Here is a 19929-nt window from a genome sequence, read left to right on the forward strand (position 1 = left end):
GAGCGAGGCTGGCCTCCGGACACAGTTATCCCGCGAGTTTAGCAAAGGTCTGGAAGGCCGAGGCTCCGTTGGCTGGGATTTGCCCCTTTCGGATCATGTGCGCCGTCTCGATGCCGACGATGGTCGCGGCGGCGGAATGGAATGCCTTGAAGCCCATCATCGTGCGCGTAATCCGCTTGATAAAGCGATGATCCTGTTCAAGGATGTTGTTCAGATATTTGACCTGCCTGACCTCCACCGTGTGGCCCGTGCCGGTGAATTTCAGGATTACGTTAACCGCCTGCAGACCAGCCAAGTTCGCGCCGCTCTTGTCGATGACCACCCGATCCGGCAGGCTATTCGAGGCGATCGCTCGCTTGAAGAACCGCCGTGTAGCGGTAAGATTTCGGCGATTGGACAGCATAAAATCAAGCGTTTGACCATCGCGGTCCACGGCACGGTAGAGGTAAGTCCAGCGCCCTTTCACCTTGATGTGTGTCTCATCCACTCGCCAGGATTTGGCTGTGGGGCGCTTTCTTGCCCGGGCCCGATCGGCAATGAGTGGCGCGAATTTCACCACCCATCGGTTAAGCGTGGCGCGGTCAACGCTGACGCCGCGCTCTGCCAAAATCTCTTCGAGGTCTCGGTACGAGACGCCGTAGCGAACATAGAAGAACACCGCAGGCAAGATCACCGACTTCGGATAATGGACTCCCTTGAAATCAATCACGTTACATGCCCCCAGCCAAACTCCTAATAACGCTGACAGATCGGCCATCCTCTTGAAACCTAAAAGGTTGCGACACTGCCCGACAGTATCCGGCACATCGCCCGAAAGTGGCGAAACAATCTGATCGAGAGCGATCACGCCGCGATGAAGCGTCTCCTGGGATATCGGCAGAGCTTCCAGTCCTTGCGATCAGCCAAAGCAACTCTGAGCCGGATTGAGACGATCCCAACCATCAAGCGCGGCCATGTCCATCACAAACAACCTGGCGTCCACGGTGAAATCGCTTTCATCGCAGACCTGTTCGAGGCGGCTTGACAAACGGCCACGTGGCCGACCCGAGTCAAGCCGCCTCGAATAATGCAACAGTCCCTGTCATTCTTTGTTGCAAATAATCCTGGCGCGCCTTCGCGTGCCGATCGCTAAAACCGAGTTATCACAGTCGCATCATTGCCTTGGCGCGGTCATGAGGTTGTGAATTTGAAAGTTCAGAATTGAAATGCCTTTTTGCCGGAGAAACGCCATGTCTTCCGCCGCCAGGTCATTCAGATAGAACACCTGCAGGTCAGACCGTTCCGTCATAAATTATGATCTATCCCAAAAGCCGTGTTCCTTGAAAGCAAAGCGAACCGCACCGCGGTATGTGGGTTGGAATGGTCTCATTCGACGTTGATTTTATTGACTTCCTCATGCCCGAAACGGGCCTGCAATACGTCATAGGCTTCTTTTATCAAATCAGCCTTGGGACGATACATATCGATCACACCCAGAAGCTCAGCCTTTGACAGATACTGCAGATGTTTTGTCGGCTCGTGGATCAAGTCCTGGTAAAGCAGATGCGCAGCTTTAAACTTCTCGACGTCAAATTCAGCTGCCGCTTTCGCTGCAGGTACGGCTTCAAAAGCGTTTTGAATGCTGTTCGTAAAACCCGCGATAGAGGCTTGGGCACAAATAGCGGGTTCAGCCTCAGGCATACGTTGATCATGCGGCAAAGCCAAAACCTCAGAAATCTTTTCCCGCATCGCCTGGATATCACCCACGGGCACGAAATATCCATGATCGCTATTGTTCTCAATTAGGACAGGTAAATCGTACATGACACATGGCACATTCATCATAGCTGCCTCCACAGGAGGATACCCAAACCCTTCGAATAGAGATGGGAACAGAACCAGTTCCGAGCTCGCAATCACTTCAAACTTGCGAGTATCCGAAATCATATTCAGCAGTTCCAGAGTGATACCGCGATCTGCAAGCGCATCGCTCATCTCCTGAATGGCTTCGTCATCGATGTGGTTCGATGTTCCTGCCACCAATGCCAACTTATACCCTTCTAACCCGTCGGGCAGCACCTCCAACAACCCATTTAGATTTTTGTGAGAACTGCTGGCACCGAAACGTCCAAAAACTGTTATGCGATTGTCTTTCTTCGGAAGTGCCGCCTGAACAACCACAGCAGCAGAATCATTAACAGCGGGACGAGTCACTCCGTAATACGGTGTATTAAATGGGTTTTTATAATAGCGCTCAGCAAAGGGAACAGCCGTCGACGCGGAAGACAAAATCACATCAGAGAAGCATCCCATCGCGTACCAGTTTTGAAACCCCTCCAATGGTCGCGGTTCCGGAGACATGGCGTTAAACCAATTGGGACTCTCAAAGTTGACAAAGCCTGTTTTTGCCCCGTCTCGCTTAGCGATGTCAAAAGCCCGGATGACAACATCGTCGATCAGGTCCGGAACCAATACCACATAGTCAAAGGTCCCTTTGGGGTCCGCCTGAAAATCATTTACTACAAACGACAGTTTTTCAACGTTCGGGACCAATGCCAGCTCGTTCAGCCAAGGGGAGTAATTATTGCTCCAAATCACCACTTCATCGCAGAATTCAGCCATACCTAAAGCCAGCATCGTCGCATGATAACGCCCACCTGAGAAATGCGCCCGCGGTGACTTCATAACAACCAGGGCACGTTTGCCGGTCTTCTTTGTGCTCTTGGTACGTCCGATCACCAAGCGTTCGGTCTTTGCGTCCTTGCGCAACAAATGAGCCGGGACCGGCCGTGCGTTTAATGCAGGTGTGAACGAGCTCAACAAAGTGTAGAAACGTTTGCCAGCGCATTCCGCAGCAGAACAGCTCTCTTCAACCGAAGCATGATAACGCTCGGCTGTCGCCTTGGCCCGGTTTAGGGCAAATGTCGGGTGGCAACTGTGACCACTGTCGACAAGATCATGATAATGCGCCTTCTGAGAATGCGCCCAGAAATCCTCATTCGCTTCGGGATTTGGGTTTTTCCCATCAAATCCAAGCAGAAACACATCATCCGCAAAGCTTGTAGCACTTGGCAGCATGTGGATGTTCAGCGTGCTGTCAAACCGCGGCAAAGACCAGACCTGCTCTAGATCTATATTGACGCCGTCGTAGGTCTGATCACACAAGATAATTCGATCCGCAATCTCGGGGTGCCGCAGCGAGACCACGTACCCCATGGCCGCAGAGGTCAGCAGAAAAGCATCCCGATCCTGCAAACAACGGATCAAATCGCGACGATAGCGTGCTGCATAGCGAGACACCCCAAAATGGCTCACGGCATCACCTGCCGTAATCAACGCAGGCTGGATATGATCCAACAGCTCATCACTTGCAATAATCGTATTGCACGCGATGGTCATTGCATTCGAAAAATCAAACTCCATTGCACGGTCAATCGACGGGCCGGTACCAAAAACGGCAGCACATGTTTTGCCCTTGTCTCGCTCGCGCTGTAACAGCGCTGCAAACCGGGCCTGTCCTTCGGCGAGGGCTTCTTTACGTCGCTTAGGTGACAAAAGGAGCCAAGGCGCCCTGCAATAGCTACCATATTCAGCCGCCGCGGTATCCTGCGTGGCAACAGGCAAGATACGTTTGCCCGGGAAAATCTTTTGAAGATACTGGACCTGTGGTTTTGTTAAAGGTTTCCAGACAATCACCACAGACGAATTGACCAACGCTTTAATGTAGTCGTCGGGATCGGAAACGGTTTTGAAACCGTTCCCCGCCTCCAAACACTCCGCGTCAAAATCGGCCGAAGCGGCACACAGTTGAAGGTCCTGATCGCCTTGGCCAAAAACAACCTCTTGAACAAGGTCATTCTTACCGCCCAGATACCAGCAAGCGCGATGATAGTGGTTCGAATACGTCTCGCTATCTTCGAACTGCGGGAAATAGCAAACATGCCCAGGGCGACATGACTGTGCTTGCCCCGACATTTCGGCACGCAACACCAAAAGCTCTTCTAACCCGATACCGCCCGGAACCTCTTCCATTTCAGTGCGTACAGAAGGCGACAGCGCGTTCTGGCGCCGCTCCGAATCGTTCTTGAGCTTAATCGGCACAAAGGAAGAATAGACCTTACCCAATTGGGCCTGTATCGCTTCTCCACCTGCAAGACCGGTTGTCAAAAAGCTGAACTCGCAAACAGCACGCGCGCCCCGTTGAACCCAGCGAATACTGATATCTTCAGCAGGTAAAACGCGACCCCTGTTTGTCCGCAAAGTCATTTGCGTATCGGCGTCAGGGACACTGCCTTCAAACGAGATACGACCAAAAGTAAGGCTGCGCATATGGCTATACTCGCAACGGTCAATATTGAGTTCACCGATTGGATCCGCCTTTATCTCTTCCGCTTTCGCAGCGACAGACGGTTGAGATTTTATCTCGATACTGCGGTGGTGATTAATTCGCCCATGAGCATCGACGTAAAGTATGTGTGCTTCAGCACCTTCGGGCAACGACGAAGCCGGTATTTTGACCCGCCATCCCGGCTTACGTTCTGAAAACCCTGGGTACTGCTTCAAAACGTCTTCCCGGGGTTCGAGGCCGGTTGCCACCACCTGGAAAACAGAAGTTCCAGGAACTGTCAGCAGCAAATCATATTGGTCGATATGAGACAACATCCACCCGTTGACGGTCAGCGTTTCTTGTTCTTCCTCAAAAATAGCCTTTGAAATGCGAACCAAAGCCCGTGCATCTGACCCTGTGATGTTTTTGCCGACGTCTGAAGAAGTTTCGTGTTCGAGTTCTGGAAAAATGCGCTTGAAGAAAGTGTTCATATCGACCTACTCAACTTACTTAAAAGACCAACAATGCTGATCTAAGGCCCTAGCCCTACTTTGCCGTATAGTCTGCCGCACTCCTTTGCCGCAAGCTTCAATGAAGTGAGTTCGTTCGACTGTGATCCAGCTACACATTTCCTGAAGAAGAACGATGTGATTTCGGGCACTCTACGTGCCGCAAGGACACATGCACCCTTTTCCCTTTTCATGCGCGGATCACCACACTTGATCCGCCAAGAGACCGCTGCTAAGTGCAGTACCCAATGCCCTTGGGTGTGCTAATGTTTTAAGGTTTTCAAATGCACAACAGAGACGACATCGTATCAGCCGCCAAAGCACTATTTGAAGCACAGGCTAAGCCAGAGTTCATCCCAGGAGAGAGCTACATCCCGCCCTCCGGGAAAGTAATGGACGGCGACGACTGTGCTCACCTAGTTGATGCCGCTTTGGATATGTGGCTGACAGCAGGACGCTTTGCCAACCAATTTGAAGATCGCTTGGCGAAAGTGTTCGGGCGCAAACTGTCCAAACTGACGGTCTCAGGTTCAAGCGCTAACCTGTTGGCTTTTTCGACCCTAACGTCTTGGAAACTGGGCAAACAACGCATCGAACCCGGCTCTGAAGTGATCACTGTCGCGGCTGGTTTCCCGACCACAGTGTCACCGATTATTCAAAACGGCTGTATACCGGTCTTTGTTGATGTGGACATCGAAACACATAACGTGAATGTCGATCTTATCGAAGCGGCGATCACCGACAAAACCCGGGCCATCATGATCGCCCACAGCCTTGGCAACCCGTTCGATGTTCTGCGCATTGCCGAGATCTGCAAGCAACACGATCTATATCTGATTGAAGACTGCTGCGACGCATTCGGGGCAACGGTCACCTTGCCAGACGGTACCGAAAAAGGCGTCGGCACATTCGGCGATCTGGCCACGCTTAGCTTTTATCCTGCGCACCACATCACCATGGGTGAAGGCGGCGCTATCCTAATGGACAGCATGCGTCTTGCGCGCATCTGCGAAAGCTTCCGCGATTGGGGTCGTGATTGCTACTGCGCTCCAGGCAAGGATAACACCTGCAACAAACGGTTTGGCTGGCAATTGGGTGATCTGCCGGAAGGGTATGATCACAAATACACCTATAGCCATATCGGCTACAACATGAAGGTCTCGGACATGCAGGCCGCTGTTGGCCTGAGCCAGTTGAACAAGATCGATCGTTTCATCGACGCGCGGCGCCGGAACTTTGATGGGCTGACCCAACGCATGAAAGCTGCAGGGTTGGATGAATACTACCATTTGCCCGTGGCAACCCCTGGCACGAACCCTTCCTGGTTCGGCTATTTGATGACAATTCGCGATGGTGTTCCATTGTCTCGCCGTGATGTGACAGCGACCCTGGAAGACCGCAAAGTCGGAACGCGTCTGCTGTTTGCTGGAAACTTGACGCGTCAACCCGCGTTTGCTGAAGCAAACTACCGCGTCAGCGGGTCCCTTGAAGTCACCGACAAGATTATGAACGACGCGTTCTGGGTCGGGGTCTGGCCGGGGTTGAGCGATGCTCATCTGGACTACATGGTGCAGACTTTGGCCGACGTCACGCGTGAGCAATTGGGCTAAAACTTTTTAAGAGGGACCCTTCGTTATGAAAGCAGTCATCCTTGCCGGAGGCCTGGGGACGCGGCTCTCCGAAGAAACCGCGCTGAAACCAAAACCCATGGTTGAAATCGGCGGTCGCCCGATCCTTTGGCACATCATGAAGATCTACACAGCCTATGGCATAACCGACTTTGTGATTTGCCTGGGCTACAAAGGCTACGTGATCAAGGACTTCTTTGCCAATTATGCGCTGCACATGTCCAATGTGACCATGGATCTTGCCAGCGGTGAGATCGAGGTTCATCAAGCCCGTGCGGAACCCTGGCGCATCAGCCTGATTGACACCGGTGAACACACGCTGACCGGGGGGCGTTTGAAACGGGTCGCCCACCTTCTGGATGATACCTTCTGTATGACCTATGGCGACGGTGTGGGTGATATCAACATCACAAAACTTGTGGAGTTCCACAAATCACACGGCAAAAAAGCAACCGTCACCGCGGTTGCCCCTCCGGGCCGCTTTGGCCTGTTGGAGCTGGAAAGCCACAATGTCACGGGCTTTGTTGAAAAACCACGTGGCGAAGGCGGGCGCATCAATGGTGGCTTCTTTGTTCTGGAGCCTGACGCGCTTGAGGTGATCGACCAAGACACCATGTGGGAACAGGAACCGATGCACCGCCTGGTCGAACAGGGTGAAATGGCCGCCTATCTCCACGATGGCTTCTGGCAACCCATGGACACACTACGTGACAAAAATCACCTAGAGAACCTGTGGTCCGCGTCCAAAGCACCTTGGAAACTTTGGTGACCTAACAATTAGCTAGAAAACCAGATTGGCTCTATTCTGAATGCTTCCCCATAATAAAATCGTATCGTCTTCTTTGGCCACAGCGCGGCTTTCGGCCAAAGAAGACATCTTGTCCAAAGTTTCACCTAAAGTCATTTATCTAAATAAATTAGACGACCAGTCACGGAGCGTGCTCAAAGACGCGGGCATCCTTCTCGAGAATGTTCTCCGCATAACTGGCATGAACCATGCGATTGAGAGCGAGAACTGCCAGCAGGCAGGTCTTTCGTTTGTCGGACGAGAAGCGTACGTTGACCGTTTCATTGCCAGCCTAAACAGCCCCGGAGAGTTAGGTGCTGAGGTCGAGGACTTTGACGCGATAAAGAAGGAAATTGATAGCTTTGACCGCTTCACACTATATCAGCGAACTTTGGCGCAAAACGCCACGTTTTCTGTAAAATCCGTTTTCTCTGAAGCATGGCTTCGGGCAACGGCATCGTACGTAATTACATCCGAAAACTGGCCAACGATAGCATATAAATTTTCAGACGAAAATCGTGATTTTTATCTCATTGCAAATGGCGCACTGGGCAACTTGCTAGCGCTGTACGACGAGCAAAACGCATTGCTGCTTATGTTCAAAAGTTACAATGGGCGATGGGGAAAAAATCCCGAAACTTGGGTTGGCGACTTTCTTCTACAACTCGGAAAATACGCAGAAGAAGCGAGTGCTTACGAAACACGTACGAACCGGTCGTATTGCAATTTGCTATATTCAGAAAATATAGCACATTATTACTGGAATTTCATGAACGGTTTGCAGCGCGCGCAGGATCGTGATCCGATGAGCCGCGCGATATTCAGCAGACGTTCCCCTGTAAATTGCCGGGCTGTTTTTCCTCACTCTGCCGTTAAAGGCTCACCTCAGTCTGACGACGAAATCTTCACCCACGTTTTGCAAAATGACTTGATGGTCGGCTTGCACACGGACTACATCGCGTCCGAAGCTTTGGCAAAACGCATGATTACGGTTTCACAGGCACGCGTGGAGAAGGCCAGACAGGAAGAAATCCGCAATGTAGCCTCCGACAATAAAGTTATAATTTGGATACTCTTGCGTAATATCCATCGGTCATGGCGTGGCCAAACAGATGGTTTGTCGCAATTCATCCAGAAGATGCAGGAAAACTATGACGGCTGTTTCTTCATTTTTGACGGTCACACGCGATTGGACGAAGGTGAATCAAACGTTCGCACCCAACAGGCCCTTCAGAATGCCAATCAGAAACACATGTCTGCTGAGGATGAGATTCTTGCGGAGATCCTTCACAAAACAGGAATAGAAAACTATCAAAGCGTTATTGGTTGCGACGTTTACGAGAAAATACTGTGGGCTGAAATCCCGACCTTTTCCGTTCAACCTATGGGGTCCGGCTTTTTATGGACAGGCTGGCTCACTAATCGCCCTGCTGTCCTGCACACTCCCCCCCAAAGTATCCCACAGTTTCGTGCAACAGCTTATATGCGGGAAAACTGTACTCCGAGAATCTACGTCAAGCCTGAATACTACTTGAATGCAGAGGATGGCCCTTATCTATCCAGCAGTTACGATATGGAATGGACAGGCATATGGGAAGCCTCCACAGCTTTGCTGTCAAATCACTTGGGTATTTCTCCCCACAACACTGACTAAAACACTGCAACACACCACCACGCCTAGAAATGTTTCTGGGGGCAAAGCGATCTCGCCTCTGACTGTCATGGGACATTAAACAGGACCTACTCGGTATGGACTTCAGGAGGTTTCGTATGTCTACCCCTATTCTAACGACACGTTTCTGGCAGGGACGCCGTGTATTTATGACCGGGCATACCGGCTTTAAGGGCAGTTGGTTGTCGGCCTGGCTGCTGGATATGGGGGCCGAGCTGCGTGGTTTTGCGCTGGCACCTGTCGCGGACGGGCTGCCCGAGGGCTATCAAAGCTTCTTTGATGAGATGCAGCTGGCATCGCGTATGGAACATCAAGTGGGCGATATTCGCGATGGTGCGGCGCTTAAGGCAGCCATTCATGCATTCCAGCCGGAAATCATCATCCATATGGCGGCTCAGCCGTTGGTGCGCCTGTCCTATGTCGAACCCGTCGAAACCTATGCTACCAATGTCATGGGAACCGTGCATCTGCTGGAGGCGTGCCGCAACCTTGCATCCCTGCGCTCGGTTGTCGTTGTCAGCAGCGACAAATGTTATGAAAACCGCGAACAGATCTGGGGATACCGCGAGACCGATGCCATGGGTGGCCATGACCCATATTCCAACAGCAAGGGCTGTACGGAACTGGTCACATCCTCTTATCGCAACTCTTTCTTCCCAGTTGACCGCCTTGACGACCACGGCGTGGTGATCACCTCGGGGCGCGCGGGTAATGTGATCGGCGGTGGCGACTGGAGTGTTGACCGGCTTATTCCTGACGCGATGCGTGCGTTGATTGCCGAGGAGATGCTGACAATTCGCAAACCGGATGCGGTGCGTCCCTGGCAGCATGTCCTGGAGCCCCTGTCCGGATATTTGCGCCTTGCAGAACATGCATATTCGTCCCCGGAGCTTTGTGCAAAAGGTTGGAACTTTGGCCCTTCAGACGATATGAATCTTCGGGTTGCAGATGTGATTGGCGGGCTTGCCGACGATATTGGCGATCGTTTCCAATGGCAGGTGATTACCTCTGATGCCGACCCTCATGAAGCTACATTGCTCAAACTGGATTGCACCGCTGCGCGCCAACACTTGCACTGGTATCCACAGTTTAATGCCAGCGACATGCTTACGATGACCGCGAATTGGTACAAAGCCACATCGCCTGAGCAACGGCGAAGCATTGTTGCGGAACAGATTTCCGTCATGTCCAATCGTGTGTGCGCCGCATGAATTGGCAAGGCAAACGCATCCTGATTACCGGCTGCACCGGCTTTTTGGGACAGGAATTGCTGAACCACCTGTCCCAAAGTTCAGCAGAGATCTTTGCCCTTGTGCGCCCCAGCTCCCAGACTCAATCGCTACGAGGTGTATTGCCACCCCATCGTATCCTGGAAGCTGCTACCACAACACCAGACATCCTAAAGGCCGTGTCAACGGCGCAACCTGATCTAATCCTTCATTGCGCAGGGCGAGTGTTAACCGATCATCGACCTGATGACATGGATGATCTGCTGACCAGCAATATCATTCTCTTCTCTGCCCTGCTGGAAGCCATGGCCCAACAGGGCACAATCCGGATGGTCAATGTAGGCACCTATTTGGAAAACGCAGAAGACGGCAGCCTAGATCCCAACAGTCTTTATGCCGCCAGCAAACGCGCGGCCCTGGAAATTCTGCGTTATTACCAGCGCAGCAATCCGGCCCAGGTGATCACAGTCAAACCCTCCGTCATCTACGGCCCCAATGACCCTCGCCTGCGGCTTTTGCGTTTGCTCATCGATGCAACCGTGAACAAGCGGGAGCTAAAGCTTTCGCCCGGTCACCAGCTGCTTGACCTTGTGCATGTTGACGATGTGATTTCGGCCATGGAACTGGCCGCACAACGCATATTTGGGGCCGAACCGGACCACTCAATCATAGAAGAATATTTTGCGATTTCCGGAACGCCTGTGAGTCTGCGTGACCTTGTGGCCCAAGTCGAGAAAATCACCGGTGGCGAAATCAACGTATCTTGGGGGGCGGTCCCCTACAAGATAAGTGAGGTGATGTCGCCATATGTTAAAGGGCCACGCGTCCCAGGCTGGTACCCTGAATACTGTCTAACCAAGGGCATTCAGCAGATGATAACCGCTGGCAGCAGCACGTGACCCACCGGTCAACTCATTTGTAATCTGGCACAGAAGTCTTCGTTATGAACGTATTAAAAGATCAGAACTTCGGCATTCTGAACGCAGAACTGGATGCGCAAATCGGATATGTTTGTGTGACAGGCTTTAGCCGGTTTCAGCACGCAACGCCAACACTGCAGATCGACACACACACCGTCGCACAGGCTCAAACAGGTCTGCGGGTCGAAGTCCAAGATCTAAAGGATGGCCTGCCGCTACGCGCCGGTGAGCATGTCAAATGGCGGATCACGTATTATGGGCCAGTCACCACGCTCAGCCGATTGTCGGTTGGGTTTAATCTGTCCCCAGCAGATGAGAATGGCAACACTCCCCGGGTTCACCCTGTAACAGCTGATCTGATCCTCACGCTTGATCACGCCAAGATCTTCACAAGCCCCGATATCACCACACAACCGGTAAACGCTGCCACATGGGTAACGCCCCCTGCGCCTGCGAGTATTCGCTTTTTCAGCGAAATGCACCCCAAGGCCGCAGCTCACAAGTGGTATACAGCCCCCCGCTACGTCCCTGAGCAGAACCTGGTCCGGGTCAAAGAGGCGATCGTTTCCGGATACTCCGCCATTTACACCCGCAACGGGGCGCTTTTGCGGGAGGGGTTTCGCGGCTACCCCTATGACCATGAGTTCTTTCAGCGCCTGCTGCAGGAAGCCCGTGGTCATATCACACCACTACACGGAAACCGGGTCGCCCTACATGGTGCTGGACCACCTCAGAAGATCCCTGGGCGTTGCATGTTCATAGGCACGCGATTTCTGGGGGCCAGCGGATATCATATCGATCTGACCTCTGGAGAAAGCCTGCACAAGGAACCTTTTGGGCATTGGATTTTTGAGTATTTGCCACGGCTGTGGGGCCTACACCAGCTGCAGAACGAAGACGTGCGTTTGCTGATTCCGCAGGATGCTCCCGATTACGCGCTGGCCCAGCTCAACATGCTTGGGTTCTCGTCTGACGAGATCGTGCGATACAATCCCAAACACCCGGCCCAATGCGAGGAACTGGTCGTCCCCAGCGCGCCCGGCTGCCACAGCAAATTTCTATCCGAGCAATTTGCGACCTTCCTCACCTTGTTCTGGAACCGCGCAGACAGTGACACAGGTCTGGCCAAAGCGCGCAAGACCCTGGCCCAGACGCCACGCCATAAACGCATCTACGTCGCCCGCAGTGACGTTCCCGGCAGACGGCCCTTTGCTGCAGAAGCCGCGCTCATTGACGGTCTGAAGGATCAAGGGTTCCATATCCTCGCCCCAGGAACCGTATCCGAAATTGAAAAAATAGCGCTGTTTGCAGACGCGGAACTGGTTGTCGGCCCTATGGGATCTGGCCTGTTGAATCTTGCATACGCCAGGCAGACGCCCAAGGTTGTCGCACTGGTTCCAGATCTGATGGCAGATCGGGCGCTGAGCGACATCGCAACATATGTCCCCATGGAACTGCACTATATCTTCGGCCAAAGCCAAGCGAAAACCCAAGCCGAAGGGTGGGCAGCCCCCTGGAGTATAGACGTTGCCCAAACACTCATGGCTATTACAGAAATCGCAGGCTCCTAAAGACAGCGATCTGCACTTGAATATGCAAGAACCGAATGGCCGCGCGCCATCAGGTGTTGCATAAGGGATATGAGCCTCAGGCGCATAAGGACATCACATGAAAACCGCCATTCTTTTTACGGCAAATGACCCTCAGCTGGCAGCCTCTCACCTGATGACGCAAACATTGCGGGATCCATCTTATGGCGCCTATGATCAGGAAATCTGGGTCCTGTCCACCTCCTTGTCAGACCGGGCCCGGGCCTATTTGGACAAACTGGACATCGGATATCATGTCAGCGAGATGAAATGGGCTGAGGAAGAGATGGACTGGCGGTCTCAGTTTCCGGATCTCAGCGAAGCCGAAGCATTGCGCGAATTTCGCATTTATCGCAATAAGCGCATGAGCAAGATTATATATCTTGAGTGGTTTGCAGAACATGGCCAAGACTATGATGCCGTCGCAATCAGCGACAATGATCTTTACTTCCAGCATGACATCCGCCCTCTCTTCAAGCATGCTGAAAACGGCCGTGTAAACTATACTCAGGAAGATTATCCAATTTTTCCGGGCACAAACCTCTGGAAGAAAGATTTCTGGTATCGCCAGCATACCGGTGATTGGGACTATCAAGGTGGCCGTCACGAGGTCAACATCGGCTTTGTTATCGCTAAGCCGGACGTTATGGCCACTCTATTTGACGAGATCAAGACTCGCTTTCCCAAGCTACCGACCGAGCTTATCCGCGATCACGCCTGGCATGATCAGGATATAACCCGGGTCATCCGTCATGAACGCCCCGATCTATTCACTCAGTTTCCAGAAGACACGATCCTACACCTCTGCGGTGGCGGTATGGATCTGGTTGAAGAGCACATGCCAGGGCATTTTATCAATCGCCTCAACGAAGTGTCACCCACCATCGTGCATTTCGGTGGCGGAGCCTGGAAGCATTTCCGCTCAATCGCTCCGTCCTACACTGTAGAGCACAAAGATATCTTCGATGATGTGACCCAGTATCCTATATCAGACATGCTCTTGTCTCTGGGTAAGTCAACCTATGAGGACGGAATTGTCGAACTGTCCGGTTGGTATGTAGTGCGCTCGACACCTGTGGAGATCGTGATTTCATCCCAGTCCAAAGGTGTTCTTGGCTATGCCGAGACAGGTTTTTCCCGGCCAGACGTGCGCAAAACATACCCCTCACGCCACAATATCTGCGGTGGCTGGCGTTTTACGATGCGGCTGCCAGATTTGCCCGAGGACGAGAAAATCTTTGTCTCACTCTTCGCTGACGGTACGTCAAAACAACTAAACGGAAAGCTGACTCAAACTGCATCCGAATAAACTGAAGATATGCAGATCAACCCCGATCTGCTTATCTCTTCCGCCCCTCAAACCGGCGCCACAAAGAACGCCGGTGCTTTTTCACCCTTGTCCAGCGCCACCTCAAAGCTGCGCGCAGTGTCCAGGGCTTCGCGGATGGTGACATCCATGTCCAGATACCGATAGGTGCCAAGACGCCCCACAAAGGTCACGCCCTTGGTCTGTTCGGCCAGGGCCACATAATCGGCCAGCTGGGCTTTTTCCTTCACCTGGCGGATCGGGTAATAAGGGATGTCTTCGGGTTCAGCGGCGCGCGAAAACTCGCGGTAGCAGACCGAGCCTTCGTGTTCTTCCCAGGGGGAGAAATGCTTGTGCTCGGTGATGCGGGTATAGGGCACGGCCTCTTCGCCGTAATTCATCACCGCGCAACCCTGATAGTCGCCGTCAAACTCAAACCGTTCAAAATCCAGCGTCCGATATCCCAGACGGCCAAGCTCATAGTTGAAGTAGCCATCCAAAGGCCCGGAATAGAAGACATGGTCAAAACCTTCGCCCATGGCGCGGTCAAAAACAGTCTCTAACTTGACGGTAATTCCCGGGTGGTCGAGGATTTTCTCGATCATCGCGGTATAGCCGTTTTCCGGCATGCCCTGGTATTTGTGGAAGAAGTAATTGTCGTCGTAATTAAACCGCACCGGCAGGCGCTTCAGGATGGACGCGGGCAGCTCTGATGGATGCATGCCCCATTGTTTGATGGTGTAGCCCTTGAAAAACGCCTCATAAAGATCCTTGCCCACAAAGCGCATCGCCTGCTCTTCAAAGGTCTGGGGATCACTGATCGAGGTGTCCGCCTGTTCATTCACGATAAAATCACGCGCCTCATCCGGGCGCATCGTTTTGCCAAAGAACTGGTTGATGGTGTGCAGGTTGATCGGCAGGGAAAACACGCCACGCTTGCCCTCGGGATCCAGGCTCGTGGTTTTGACCCGGTTCTTATAGGGCAGAAACGTCTCGAACTTGTTCACATAATCCCAGACTTCGCCGTCATCGGTGTGAAAGATATGCGGCCCATAGACATGCACATTGACGCCGGTCTTTTCATCCCGCTCGGTGTGGCAATTGCCGCCGATATGGCTGCGCGCGTCCACCACCGTGATCTCGTGACCGGCCTCCGCCAGATGCCGTCCGATCACCGCGCCTGAAAGTCCGGCACCAACCATCAACAATTTCTTGGGAAGCATTACAGGTCCTTTTCCGCCACCATCTGTGGCACTGTTTCTTCGGCCTCTTCATCGGCGGATGCGGGTTGTTTCTTGGCCGGGGCTTTGCGCGATTTTTCGTGAGCAATAATCTCACTCAGCAGGGGAGCCACAAAATCCTGCATCAGCTGAGCCGGATCTTGCGGCAGTTGCATATCCGCAATAGGTGCATCCGGACCCGGCAAAGCCTCCAGGAACAGGTCATCACGATCAAAATAGCGCTGCGCCAGGGCGCGGTTTCCGGCCTCATAACTCGCCAGGATCTTGTGACGGTCGTCATGCGGCAACAACAGGCTGCTGCCCTTAACGCCTTTGTTCTGCTCCTGGTCGATCCGCGCGCAGGCTTTGGTCAACACCCGGCGGTATGCGTTTGGCGCTTCATCCAGCGGCAGATGACGCAAAAACTCTGACATCTTCCCCGAAAAGCTCGGGTTAATGGTCCGGGTATCCGAAAACGCATCCGTCGGCGTCAATCCGATGCTGTCGCAGAACATACGAATCGGACCCTCGGGCATCTGCTGTTTCTCAAAGACATTCAGGATCACATTCTCGCGGCCAAACACATCCTCCAGATGGCGCACATAGCGGTCGTAATGGATCCAATGGAAATCCTCACGGCGTGCCATAAACCGATCCAGCGTTATATGCGCAAGCTTGGGGTTCCACTGCCATTTGATGTTTTGCAGATACCAGCTCTCCAGCCACAGATCCTGACGCCGCAGGGAAAAAACCACATTGACGTCAAAGGCGTTACGGAATTTTCCCAAGATTTTTAGATTGCGCTGCATACAGATATCTTCATCGCTGATGATGATTGTATGCAGAGGGCGTTTGTGGGCTGCGACCCGCTCTTGTAGCCGTGTGATGATCTGATCAGGCGTTCTGTTTTTTGAAAACAGATTGTGGATCAACTGCGTGTGTCTGCGCACCTTAAACGGGTACAAAAAGCCGTTGCGGCGCAGGGGTTGGATATTCTGGAACAGATACTGTTGTAACGCAGTGGTCGCCGTTCGATGCGCGCCGATGTGGAAAATTAGTCTTTGCTTCAACGCCTTACCTCGTCAGTGGTCGCACCTGTGACCCCAAGAAACACTTTGGCCAAACACCTACTCCATTTTGTCCAAACGGCGCAAACCAAAACCGCTCGAAACCGCGACGCGTTGCTGTTTGAACAATCAATGCCCCTCGCGGCCCCGCTCCCACTCGCCTCCTGTGTTGTTCCTCTCTGCAAAATCCTCTAGATCTTGCCGGAAGAGTACAAATGAAGGTTTTTCCTACCGATGTCCGCGCATAAGACGCTCATTTTTCACATTGGCGATCATAAAACCGGATCGACCTCCATTCAGTATGCTTTTGCCGAAGGCCGCATTTCTTTGGATCGCAAGACCCTGCTTTACCCGGCGGAATTGGCATCCAATGTGCTCAAACGACGGTTTCTTGCCTGGGACCGGGCCGAGACGGAGACAGAGAAACAGAAAGCCGCCACGCCTTTGCAGGCCTTGGCGGACCGTATCCGCGCATCAGAGGCGGATTATGTTGTAATCTCTGCCGAAGAATTTGAGCGGGTTCCCCCAAAGGTCTTCAAACAGATTGTTGACCTCTTCTTTGCCGACACCGCGGACCAGATCCGGGTGATTGCCTATGTGCGCCCGCATGCGCCCCGCATTGTCTCTTCGTTCTGCGAATGCACCAAAATTGGCGCGCCACGCGCGTTGCGCCAGACCATCGGGGAATTTGCCGAGATGCGACGGGAGACCGGTTCCTTCGACTATTTCCCGCGTTTCAACCTTTGGCGCGAACTTTACGGTGACAATTTCCTGCTGCGCCCGATGATCCGCAGCCAATTGCGCGCGGGTTCGGTGGTTACAGATTTTATCGAACATGCCTTCCCGGACGAGCCGTATACCCTGCGTGGAGATGACGACAGCAATGAATCGCTGGAGCTGACGGATCTGATGCGGCTCAAGGTTTTGCAGCTGAACCTAATGGACAAGAAACCACCCCTGCGCCACCAGATCGGTTGGGAATATCTGCGCCAGGTCAGCCAGCAGCCGCCCGGCCCTGACCGTCAGAAGCTGCGGATGCACCGCGGCCTGGCCAAGGAGATCCGCGATATCTACCTCGAAGATGCCCGTTCCATAGATCGTGCTTTCTTTGACGGTCAGCCTCTGTTGGAAAATGAACTGCATGCCGCTGTGCGTTCGGGACCGCGTCGGGCCCAATCAGTAGATCCCGCAGATTACCTCTCGGCGGCGGAAATCCATTCGCTGCGGGTGATGGCCGGGTTCCTGTCCAATATGCTGGACATGGAAGATGTCAATTGGACCAGCTTCTTTCACCAAACGCGGGTGTCGCTTGCCGTTGAAACCCGCAAAGCCAATTTAGCCGCCGTCTGAGTCACCCGATGCGCGCTCTTCTACATATCGGCCACGCTCAGCCTGATGCCGCCCAATTGCAACAGTTTTTGGCCCATAACTGGGGTGCGCTGATGGAAAACGGCGTACTGTATCCCAGCGTCGAAGCCGAAGGCGTGGCGCATAACCTGTGCTCCCTGATCAGAACGGCTGACCAAAAACCGTCACACAACACATTGATCCAAGCGCCGCACACTGCTTTGGCGCATGCCTTGTGGTCCGCGCATCCAAATGGTCAAGACCGGCCGCCCCATGTGGTGCCACCGGCATTCTCAGCGCTGCCCTATGTGGTGCAGCAGGTCAAAACGATTGAGGCGCAGATTGCGCAACTGAAACCCGAAACGCTTGTGCTGTCCGCACCCGAGTTGGCTTTGGCGGCCCATTACGACACTGCCGCGATGGATCGGATGGCAGCACTGCTCAAGGGGTATGATGTTGCGATCTATTGCGTCCTACAGCGCCCGGATCTGCATCTGCCCCATGTGCACCACGCCCGCATTGCTGCTGGAGAAAAGCTAGATACGCTCGCCGCCTCAATGCAAAATGCCTATTTCGACAGCGTTCATTTCGACTATTCCAAATTGCTGGAACCCTGGCAGAAAAGCTTTCCAGAGGCGCAGATTATTCTGCGCAGCCCCCAGGATGTTGCCGCTTCTGGCGGTCTGGTGCGGGATTTTATCAAACAGGCCAAGGTCCCGGTGCCGACCGACCTCACCCTATCAGATCCTGAACCCACCCAGGCTGACCTTCTGGCTTGGAGCGAGGTTTTACGCCGCGCCAATCACCTGACGGATGATCCAAGCGCGCAGGCTTTGCTGCAGGACGCCATCACAACCACCCAAACCCGCCGGGCCTTGCCGCGGGATGAGCAGATCGACTTTTTCTGCAGCGACCTGCGCGCACAGATGCACGAAGCCTTTGCGCCGATCCACGACCAGATCAGCCAATTCCACAAGGACGGTACCGCGCTGTTTCCTGATCTGGATGCCATGAGCATCTCGCCCGCGCTGTCATTGGATCAAGCGACGAGCGACAGTTTCAAAGCGCTGCGGCGCAGCCATTGGCCGCTGTTCCAACCCGCCCCGCTGCGCGGCCTTTTGCGGGCTTTGAAACAGGAAATATTGCTATAAATCTCTGACATTCGCGCGCGATCATGTTAGGGACGGATGACGCAGGATAGGTCCGATACAGACAGGCCCCACACACAGGCAACCATGAAGATCATTTTCTACATCGGCCACCACAAGGTTGGCTCTACCGCCTTGCAAGCTTTTTTGGCCGAAAACTGGCGCGTATTGATCAAAAATGGGATCCTCTACCCAAGCATCGAAGGCCATGGCTTTGCCGCAAACCTGCGCCAAGCGCTGCAAAAAGATCCGATTGTCAAAGAACCGATACGGGTTCGTGAACCGCATTCGGCACTGGCCTATCGCATGATCGCAGATGTGTCGGGCCGCCCGATCCCACGCCAGTTTTCCGATGTCCCCCCCACGGATCAGATGATCCGCGCCATCCGCAGCCAGGTCACCGCGCTACAGCCAGAAACCGTGGTCCTGTGCTCTGAAGCCTTCTCAAACTTTGGTCAGGTTGACGCCAATTTGGTCACGGTGCTGCGGGACATTTTTCCAGATGCCGAGATGCAGGTCTATTGCGCGCTGCGCCGCCCGGACCAATACATAACCTCTTGGCACGGCCAACGGCTCAAGGTGGGTGAGAAAAACGTGGCACCCCTCCATGAAACCGGTGCCGCGCAGTATTATGGAACGATCCATTTTGACTATGCCATGGTCGTCAACGCCTGGGTCGACCATATGCCCGAGGCACAGCTGACACTGCGCAATTATGCCGACATTCTGGCGGCCGGTGGCTCGATCGAGGATTTTGTCGCCCAAACAGGACTGGCCCTGCCGCAAGACGGGATTTCCCCACCAGGCCGCGCCAACGAAAGCCTACCCTTGGCCGCATTTTCCATCATGGCCCAGGCCACTCAGGCGCTGCAACACAGCGACACGCTGGCGCTGTCGCGGTTTCTGCAAACCAAAGGCAAGGCGCTGTCGCCGGTGGCCAATGGTGACATCGAAGTCTTTGGCGCTGATCATCGCGCCAAATTGGTGGAGGACTTTGCCCCAATCGACGCGCGCTTGGCCGAAATCCAAGGAACGTCTGCGTTTTTTGCGGATCTCGACGCGGCGCTCCAACCTCGTTCTACCCCCATACTCGAGGCGGGGCGCGCCCTCCTTGATGCAATCGATCCAGACAGCCTGCCCAACCCGGAACTGAAAACCTTTATTGAGACTCTAAAGCGGGACCTTTGATCCTGTTTCTGTC

14 protein-coding genes and 1 pseudogene are annotated in these 19929 nt (G+C 53.5%); 11 read left to right on the forward strand and 4 right to left on the reverse strand.

Going from position 1 to position 19929, the window contains the following annotated elements:
• Positions 1 to 25 precede the first annotated feature (25 nt).
• A complete protein-coding gene (locus GFB49_RS14140) occupies positions 26 to 709 on the reverse strand; it encodes an IS6 family transposase (RefSeq protein WP_343032591.1) in 684 nt (227 codons plus the stop codon).
• An 81-nt stretch (positions 710 to 790) separates the two neighbouring features.
• Between GFB49_RS14140 and GFB49_RS14145 the strand changes: the two are divergent.
• Positions 791 to 1024, forward strand: a pseudogene (locus tag GFB49_RS14145) (DDE-type integrase/transposase/recombinase); the annotation flags it as partial.
• 341 nt (positions 1025 to 1365) lie between these two features.
• Here GFB49_RS14145 and GFB49_RS14150 read toward each other — a convergent pair.
• Positions 1366 to 4797 (reverse strand): glycosyltransferase, encoded by a 3432-nt coding sequence (locus tag GFB49_RS14150; RefSeq protein WP_153216574.1) that lies wholly within the window; start codon positions 4795 to 4797, stop codon positions 1366 to 1368.
• A 302-nt stretch (positions 4798 to 5099) separates the two neighbouring features.
• On the opposite strand from GFB49_RS14150, the gene rfbH reads away from it, so the two are divergent.
• From rfbH to GFB49_RS14185, 7 genes are all read left to right on the forward strand, one after another.
• Positions 5100 to 6425: a lipopolysaccharide biosynthesis protein RfbH gene (rfbH, locus tag GFB49_RS14155; protein WP_153216575.1), complete on the forward strand. Its 1326-nt coding sequence runs from the start codon at positions 5100 to 5102 to the stop codon at positions 6423 to 6425.
• A 25-nt stretch (positions 6426 to 6450) separates the two neighbouring features.
• On the forward strand, positions 6451 to 7212 hold the full coding sequence (gene rfbF, locus GFB49_RS14160) for a glucose-1-phosphate cytidylyltransferase (protein WP_153216576.1): 762 nt from the start codon (positions 6451 to 6453) through the stop codon (positions 7210 to 7212).
• A 109-nt stretch (positions 7213 to 7321) separates the two neighbouring features.
• Entirely contained in the window at positions 7322 to 8884 is a 1563-nt protein-coding gene (locus GFB49_RS14165; protein ID WP_153216577.1) for a hypothetical protein, read from the forward strand.
• Positions 8885 to 9000: 116 nt separating this feature from the next.
• Positions 9001 to 10113 carry a CDP-glucose 4,6-dehydratase gene (gene rfbG, locus GFB49_RS14170; RefSeq protein WP_153216578.1) on the forward strand — a complete coding sequence of 371 codons (1113 nt, stop codon included), beginning with the start codon at positions 9001 to 9003 and terminating at the stop codon, positions 10111 to 10113.
• Positions 10110 to 11030, forward strand: a complete 921-nt coding sequence (locus GFB49_RS14175) for an NAD-dependent epimerase/dehydratase family protein (RefSeq protein ID WP_153216579.1) — start codon at positions 10110 to 10112, stop codon at positions 11028 to 11030. The genes rfbG and GFB49_RS14175 overlap by 4 nt, the downstream gene beginning before the upstream one ends.
• Before the next feature lie 44 nt (positions 11031 to 11074).
• Positions 11075 to 12622, forward strand: a complete 1548-nt coding sequence (locus GFB49_RS14180; RefSeq protein ID WP_153216580.1) for a glycosyltransferase family 61 protein — start codon at positions 11075 to 11077, stop codon at positions 12620 to 12622.
• 97 nt (positions 12623 to 12719) lie between these two features.
• Positions 12720 to 13949, forward strand: coding sequence for a hypothetical protein (locus GFB49_RS14185; protein WP_153216581.1), 1230 nt, complete (start codon positions 12720 to 12722; stop codon positions 13947 to 13949).
• A gap of 47 nt (positions 13950 to 13996) precedes the next feature.
• Here the strand turns inward: GFB49_RS14185 and glf are convergent, their stop codons facing one another.
• Together glf and GFB49_RS14195 are read right to left on the reverse strand one after the other, a co-directional pair.
• The gene (glf, locus tag GFB49_RS14190; RefSeq protein ID WP_194269356.1) at positions 13997 to 15169 is read right to left on the reverse strand and encodes a UDP-galactopyranose mutase; all 1173 of its coding nucleotides are present in this window, start codon (positions 15167 to 15169) and stop codon (positions 13997 to 13999) included.
• Positions 15169 to 16236 carry a hypothetical protein gene (locus GFB49_RS14195; protein ID WP_153216582.1) on the reverse strand — a complete coding sequence of 356 codons (1068 nt, stop codon included), beginning with the start codon at positions 16234 to 16236 and terminating at the stop codon, positions 15169 to 15171. The genes glf and GFB49_RS14195 overlap by 1 nt, the downstream gene beginning before the upstream one ends.
• Before the next feature lie 231 nt (positions 16237 to 16467).
• Between GFB49_RS14195 and GFB49_RS14200 the strand changes: the two genes are divergently transcribed.
• The 3 genes from GFB49_RS14200 (at position 16468) to GFB49_RS14210 (ending at position 19916) form a co-directional block, all read left to right on the forward strand.
• On the forward strand, positions 16468 to 17583 hold the full coding sequence (locus tag GFB49_RS14200) for a hypothetical protein (RefSeq protein WP_153216583.1): 1116 nt from the start codon (positions 16468 to 16470) through the stop codon (positions 17581 to 17583).
• 8 nt (positions 17584 to 17591) lie between these two features.
• Positions 17592 to 18731 (forward strand): hypothetical protein, encoded by a 1140-nt coding sequence (locus GFB49_RS14205; RefSeq protein WP_153216584.1) that lies wholly within the window; start codon positions 17592 to 17594, stop codon positions 18729 to 18731.
• 84 nt (positions 18732 to 18815) lie between these two features.
• Positions 18816 to 19916 carry a hypothetical protein gene (locus GFB49_RS14210; RefSeq protein WP_153216585.1) on the forward strand — a complete coding sequence of 367 codons (1101 nt, stop codon included), beginning with the start codon at positions 18816 to 18818 and terminating at the stop codon, positions 19914 to 19916.
• Positions 19917 to 19929: the final 13 nt, after the last annotated feature.

Source organism: Tritonibacter litoralis (assembly GCF_009496005.1).
Taxonomy (GTDB): Bacteria; Pseudomonadota; Alphaproteobacteria; order Rhodobacterales; family Rhodobacteraceae; genus Epibacterium; species Epibacterium litoralis.

Excerpts from the sequence above, each read along its gene's own strand:
- GFB49_RS14175 (WP_153216579.1), top strand. The coding sequence starts at position 10,110 with ATGAATTGGCAAGGCAAACGCATCCTGATTACCGGCTGCACCGGCTTT.
- GFB49_RS14205 (WP_153216584.1), top strand. The coding sequence starts at position 17,592 with ATGCGCGCTCTTCTACATATCGGCCACGCTCAGCCTGATGCCGCCCAA.
- rfbF (WP_153216576.1), top strand. The coding sequence starts at position 6,451 with ATGAAAGCAGTCATCCTTGCCGGAGGCCTGGGGACGCGGCTCTCCGAA.
- rfbH (WP_153216575.1), top strand. The coding sequence starts at position 5,100 with ATGCACAACAGAGACGACATCGTATCAGCCGCCAAAGCACTATTTGAA.
- GFB49_RS14210 (WP_153216585.1), top strand. The coding sequence starts at position 18,816 with ATGAAGATCATTTTCTACATCGGCCACCACAAGGTTGGCTCTACCGCC.
- GFB49_RS14200 (WP_153216583.1), top strand. The coding sequence starts at position 16,468 with ATGTCCGCGCATAAGACGCTCATTTTTCACATTGGCGATCATAAAACC.
- GFB49_RS14180 (WP_153216580.1), top strand. The coding sequence starts at position 11,075 with ATGAACGTATTAAAAGATCAGAACTTCGGCATTCTGAACGCAGAACTG.
- GFB49_RS14150 (WP_153216574.1), bottom strand. The coding sequence starts at position 4,797 with ATGAACACTTTCTTCAAGCGCATTTTTCCAGAACTCGAACACGAAACT.
- glf (WP_194269356.1), bottom strand. The coding sequence starts at position 15,169 with ATGCTTCCCAAGAAATTGTTGATGGTTGGTGCCGGACTTTCAGGCGCG.
- rfbG (WP_153216578.1), top strand. The coding sequence starts at position 9,001 with ATGTCTACCCCTATTCTAACGACACGTTTCTGGCAGGGACGCCGTGTA.
- GFB49_RS14185 (WP_153216581.1), top strand. The coding sequence starts at position 12,720 with ATGAAAACCGCCATTCTTTTTACGGCAAATGACCCTCAGCTGGCAGCC.